Origin of the sequence: Trichloromonas sp., assembly GCF_041583255.1 — a bacterium.
Taxonomy (GTDB): Bacteria; Desulfobacterota; Desulfuromonadia; order Desulfuromonadales; family Trichloromonadaceae; genus Trichloromonas.
This window is the reverse complement of the sequence record NZ_JBFHGD010000214.1, coordinates 1-5,530: the sequence shown is the minus strand read 5'-3', so window position 1 is coordinate 5,530 and position 5,530 is coordinate 1. Positions and strand designations below refer to the sequence as shown.

The following is a 5,530-nucleotide window of genomic DNA, read 5'->3' as shown; positions in this document are numbered from 1 at the left end:
GTCGGCAAAACGGATGAGTACGTGCCTTGTATGAACTTCGGGCTCTCTGTTGACCTCTCTACCTTTGTCCCGGTAGCAATACCTGCGATATGGGGGAAGAAGCCCCAAATGGGAAACAGTGCAATTGCCAAATTTTGCGATTATGATGGGGTTAAGAAGCTTCAGCTCACCGGAGCAGAAGCTTGGTAAACGCAGCCCTGCTACCTTCAATAAAACCGACCCCATATGCTGCCAAAGTTCATCTGAACAACTAAAAACGGCGTTTTCCAATCCTGGCGTCTAACTGCTGCCACGTTCGATTTACCCGCCCGTTCAAAATCCATGCAAAAACGCTCTACAATCAGAACTCCTCGCAACAGACAAAATCATCAAAGGCATCACATGCAGCGGCCAACTCCGCCTGACATGACCTGAAAACCAAACTATCCTGCTTACGTCTTTCTTCGCGAAGAACTGACCAAAGCTGTCACAGCCTGTTGCAGATAAGCCACAACTGCGAGCGGCAGGTGGCAACTCACCGGCCCAGCATAATTTTTAATTTTGTGAATATAGCCCAGCCATTTCAATGAATTAAGGTGGCTAAGAAAATAATAACCCGAACAAAAGCCGAAGCAGGCATGGTTGCTGCTCTAGAGAGGAGTACGCGAAGGGGAGAGTGGAGGACACGATGAAAAGATCAACTCAAATCCTGGTAATGCTGTTGACCCTGCTGCTGCCGCTGGCGCTGGCTACACAAAGCGCCGCAGGCCAGCCCCACCAGCTGCGACTCAACCAGACCGCCATTGCCACCGGCAACGGCACCCCGCAGCCGGCGGAAACGCCCATCGAGGTACTGGAGCAGGTAGCAAACCTGTTCAGCGAAGAACGCGGCCTTGCCATCAGCGACTCGGCTTCGATCTTTTTACTCTGCAACCAGACCAACCCCCTGGATGATCCGGATTACGAGTCGGATACCCTTGGCAATCTCGGCGTCGGTCTCAAAATCAAATTCTGACCCCCTCTTCTTCCCGCAGCATGAACTAACCGGCAACACCTGCCAACCGGCGCTTCCTCACGCTCAACCGGCCGGCCCGTAGTCCGCAAGAAAACCCTTCAGCGAAAATTTACGGGCCGTATTCTCCGAGCTCATGTAGCGGATTTTGCCGAATATCGGCCGCTGCGGCCCCCAGGCCCGATCGTAGCGCCCCAGGCACCAGAAGATGCCGCTGAGCGAATTGGGATCGCGACCGTCCAGCGCGTAACGGTCGTTCAGCTCCAGCATGATCCGCAGGGCCGCCTCGGGGCTTTCGCTCCACTCGAGAATCTTTTTCCCCCACAGCATCCGCAGATAATTGTGCATCCGCCCTTCGCGCACCAGCTGGGCCTGCGCCGCGTTCCACAGCGGGTCGTGGGTGCGCCCCTGCTCGAAATCTGCCAGCGCGTAACGATAGGGGCGAAAATCGTCCCGGTGCTGCCCCAGCGTCTGCCGGGCCCAGTCGGGCAGCGACGAGTAGCGGTCGCAGTCACTGCGGAAGGCGCACATGTTGAACCCCAGCTCGCGCCAGGTGACCAGCTGGTCGGCAAAGGCCTCGGCCGACGGGCTCAAGCCCCACCAGCCGCTGCGCTTGCCCCGGCTCTCGGGCGACAGCCGGCCGATATCCCAGCCTTCCTTTTCACAGACCTGCCCCAGCACCTGGTGACTGCCGATATGGCCGAAATGGAGGTAGGGGGAGAGCTCGCTGGTAACGCGCTGCTCCGGTTCGCTGCGCCGCTCGGCGTAGAGCGGCAGGCGCTCCTCGACAAAGAGCTCGAGAGCCTCCCCCGCCGCCGTAAAACCGCCCCGGGTCTCTACCACCGGCACCCGGTGATCGATCGGGAGCGCGGCCAGCGCCGCCGCCGTCCCCTGCAGCAGCTCGCGGCCGGCACGGGGCCAGCGCCCGGCGATTTCAGACGGGAGCGCCTCGAGCCCGGGCAGCTTGACCGCGGAGAGTGGATCGGCCAGGGGGGCATCGAGCAGGTGGCCGCGCAGCACCTTCTGCAGAAAACGGCGAAAGGCGTAGGCGGTGGGATAATCGTGGTCGGCGGCGCGCAGCGGCAGGATGCCGTTGCCATCGACCGCCTCCAGCGCCACCTCCACCCGGCCGGCGGCCGAGAGCAGCATGCGGGGGAGGAAAAAGGCCGGAGAGTCGTCGGCCACCACCAGGCAGGCCGAACCGGCCAGCGCCGCCAGCAGCCCAGCCCCCTCGCCCCGATGGTCTTCGACATAGGGATAATAGAGACAGGGCCGGCCGGCGAAATGCCGCTCGTTGGCGGCCATGCCGTCGAGCACGAAGCGGTGCAGGCGGTCGCTGGCAAAGGGGTAATCGCAGCGCAGCGCCTCGAGAATCAGCAGCGGTTTGCGCAGCTCCACCGCCCGCTGTACCGCCCACTGCAGGGCAAAATTGAAAAACGGCCGACGAAACGCCGTCATCCAGTAGAGGACGAAGTCACCGTCGGGGTTGACCGGTGCGGCGTTCAGGGAACGCAGGCGGATGGCTGGAACCTGTTGCATGGAGGCATCCCGATCTAAAAGGCACAAAACACCTGCACAGCAGGAAGATTGTGGAAAGCCCAAGGACAGGCATTGCCCACCCCGCCCCTGTGACGCGGCCGAAGCGGCGTGGCCGTTTTGAGTAACAGGCGGACAAATGTTTGAGCGAAGCGAGTTTTTGTCCGCCCTCAAAACGTCTGCGTAGCGAAGGGTACCCGAAGGGCAAGGAGCGGGGTGCCCTTTCTCTGCTTACTCGCTTTGGGCAAGCAAAGAGAGTAAGTCGCCGTCTGGGGGCGAAACCCCAGGGTTTTAGCCGAAACCGACTGAACACATAGAAATTCACTGGAATGATATAGCGGTGGCTGACTGAGCCACTGATTAGTGTTCAACCCAACTCTATCACCACCCCGCCCTGCGCACAATAAACGTGAATCGAACAGGTCGATACGGCGCCGGGCCGGAGAAGCCCGGTAAAATTAATTTTGCCCGGCAAAATCCCGCTCCCTTTTTTCAGCGACTCCTGATACTATGCCGCTGGCTCATGTCAGGTCCTGCCTGCCCATCTTCATGAGTCAATCAACCCCTTTTTCAGGAGCCCCAGACCATGTACCGCCTCGCCGCCAGCCTGCTGGCCGTGCTGCTGCTCGTGTCGTGCAGCGCCAATCCCTTTGCCAACCTGCAACAGAACATCACCCACCTGGCCCAGGAGCAGATCCACGCCCGCCTGGCCACCCAGCTGGTCGCCTCGCTGGGCACCGGCATCCGCACCCTGGTCGACGGCCTGGCCAAGCCCGGCGGCTACCTCGACAACCCGCTGGTGCGCATCCTGCTGCCGCCGCCACTCACCGTCGCCCTCGACCTCGCCCGCGATATCGCCTACAAGCCCGAAAGCAACCCCCTGGTGGTGCTGATGAACCGGGCCGCCGAAACCGCCGTCCCCGGAGCCGGGCCGATCCTCGAAGCCGCCCTCAACCAACTCACCGTCGACGAAGCGAAGGAGCTGCTCAAAGCGGGCGGCACCGCCGCAACCGAACGACTCAAAGAAAAAACCGCCGGCCAGCTGCGCGAAAGACTGGCCCCCGCCGTTCTCGATAGCCTGACCAAAGACAACGGCCTGCAGCAGTACACCGAACTGCTCGACGCTTTTCGCGCGCAGAAAGCGGTCAGCCGCCCGGTCGGCGAACCGACCTTCGACGAACCGGTAGCCGACCTGGGGGAATACGTGACCCAACAGGCCGTGGAAGGGATCTTCAAGGCCATGGGCGCCGAAGAGCTGCGCATACGCGAGACCATCGACATGCCCTCCGACGAACTCCAGTCGATCATCCATCCACGAAGCTGACCGCCTTCCCGTTAACAGAAAAAAAATCCCCGCGAAATCTCGCGGGGATTTTTCTTTCGACTGCGCTGAACAGGCGACCCGTCAAAGTCTATTTTTTCGGCGCCGTCATCCAGGCCATGAGCTGAATGGCCAGGGTTCCACCGGCAAGACAGCCAACAACGGTCAGAAAAGTTACCATGATCGATCTCCTTTGTTTGAGGGCTGGCAAGCGGGCGCCAGCGGTTCATCCGTCGGCGGGCCACCCCATCCAGAATAAAGAAAACACCGTTCCACTATTGAGACACAATCGAAAGCTTGTTTCTCGCGACAATATAATAAATACCGGAAAGCAATGCAAATAAATTATTCAACAATAGAACACTGATATGGCTGACAGTTGTCAAGAGGAAAAACGTTCCCTGCCCAACTGTTTTTCAGCGGTTTTTTTGCGGTTATGTTCCAGGGCACTTTCAGAGGCGGAACCTATGTTGCGACGGCTAATCAGACTGATATTCGCGGGTTGGGTACCGCCAGACTTGTCTTCGTCGCGGAGCTGCCTCTCTCTAGTAACGTGAGTTCGGCCAAAGGCCTTATCCAATAGTGTCCTCGAGGGTTCTCCTGACCGCGGTTGCGCCCCTGTAACTGCCCTGGAATGTTGGGTTTGCTTCGATACGCTTTCTCCAGCCGGTTTTTAAAAGGGTTAAGTTTGAGGTTCGTTATGCCGCGGCCGGAATTTCAACTTCATGGGCTATTGCCCACATAAAGGCACAGAGTTCTCGGGCTATGGCCGTCACGATCACCTGTTTGGATTTGCCCTTCGCCAGCATTCGTTTGTAGCGGGCACAAAGCCGGAGCTGGGCTTTCCAGGAAATATCGCAAATCGCTTGCGACAGACCTTCTTGTCGTCTGCGCAACTCCCGACTGACCCGGGCGGGAAGGCGGTAGGCCCAGGAGGCTTCCACCAGGACCCGGCGCACATGACCATTGCCTGTTTTAGTGATGGAGCCCCGTTTCGTCTTCTCGCCACTGGAGTGCTCCGAAGGAACCAGACCGAGATAGGACATCAGTTCAACGGGGCTCTCAAAGCGCTTCAGATCTCCAATCTCAGCAACGGTTGTGGCTGCCACGATCAAGGAGACGCCTCGCAGGGATTGGTAGGCTTTAGCTACCTGAAACATTCGCCATTGGGGCAAAAGTTGTTGGATCTGCTCCGTAAGGCGCTCCACGCGACGGGTGCATTCAGTGAACGCGCCGACATATTCCTGAAGAGTGATCTGCTGGGCCGGATGAGGCATTTTGATCCCCGCGATCCAGCGCATATGCGCCTGACTCCAGGGTGTTCGCCCGCTGAAACGGTGTCCGTGCCGAAGAAGAAAAGCCAAAATGCGCTGCTTGGCTTTTTTCTCCGATGCCTTGGCGTCCTCCCTTGATCGGGTGAGGTCCCGCATGGCTTCATCTTCGGCAAGAGGTACAAAAACAGGAGACAGTTCACCGGCCCGATGCAGGCGGGCAAGCATTTGGGCATCCCGGCGATCGTTTTTGATTCGGTTGCCACTCTGGCCTCCTCCGCAGAATCTGTGGGTAGGTGGCAGAAAAATTAGAGCATTGCTTCCCCCTGTGGGATTAGGATGGTTTTGCGAGAAACAATCCATTCCACAAAAGAAAAGCAATGCTGATCAAGACTCTACTGAACAAAGTCG

General features: G+C 58.8%; 4 protein-coding genes and 1 pseudogene. 3 read left to right on the top strand and 2 right to left on the bottom strand.

Annotated elements, in window-relative coordinates:
• Positions 1–189, top strand: a 189-nt coding sequence (locus ABYV89_RS14015) for a hypothetical protein (RefSeq protein WP_432823565.1), incomplete at its 5' end; no start/stop codon positions are given.
• Positions 190–667: 478 nt separating this feature from the next.
• Positions 668–994 (top strand): hypothetical protein, encoded by a 327-nt coding sequence (locus tag ABYV89_RS14010; RefSeq protein ID WP_432823564.1) that lies wholly within the window; start codon positions 668–670, stop codon positions 992–994.
• A 63-nt stretch (positions 995–1,057) separates the two neighbouring features.
• Here the strand turns inward: ABYV89_RS14010 and ABYV89_RS14005 are convergent, their stop codons facing one another.
• Positions 1,058–2,530, bottom strand: coding sequence for a deoxyribodipyrimidine photolyase (locus ABYV89_RS14005; protein ID WP_432823563.1), 1,473 nt, complete (start codon positions 2,528–2,530; stop codon positions 1,058–1,060).
• 583 nt (positions 2,531–3,113) lie between these two features.
• Here ABYV89_RS14005 and ABYV89_RS14000 point away from each other — a divergent pair.
• Positions 3,114–3,851, top strand: coding sequence for a DUF4197 domain-containing protein (locus tag ABYV89_RS14000; RefSeq protein ID WP_432823562.1), 738 nt, complete (start codon positions 3,114–3,116; stop codon positions 3,849–3,851).
• A 695-nt stretch (positions 3,852–4,546) separates the two neighbouring features.
• On the opposite strand, the pseudogene ABYV89_RS13995 reads toward ABYV89_RS14000, so the two are convergent.
• Positions 4,547–5,389 (bottom strand): annotated as a pseudogene (locus ABYV89_RS13995) (IS110 family transposase); the annotation flags it as partial.
• Between the last annotated feature and the right edge of the window lie 141 nt (positions 5,390–5,530).

Coding starts and splice junctions, on each gene's coding strand:
- ABYV89_RS14010 (WP_432823564.1), top strand. CDS start 668: ATGAAAAGATCAACTCAAATCCTGGTAATGCTGTTGACCCTGCTGCTG.
- ABYV89_RS14005 (WP_432823563.1), bottom strand. CDS start 2,530: ATGCAACAGGTTCCAGCCATCCGCCTGCGTTCCCTGAACGCCGCACCG.
- ABYV89_RS14000 (WP_432823562.1), top strand. CDS start 3,114: ATGTACCGCCTCGCCGCCAGCCTGCTGGCCGTGCTGCTGCTCGTGTCG.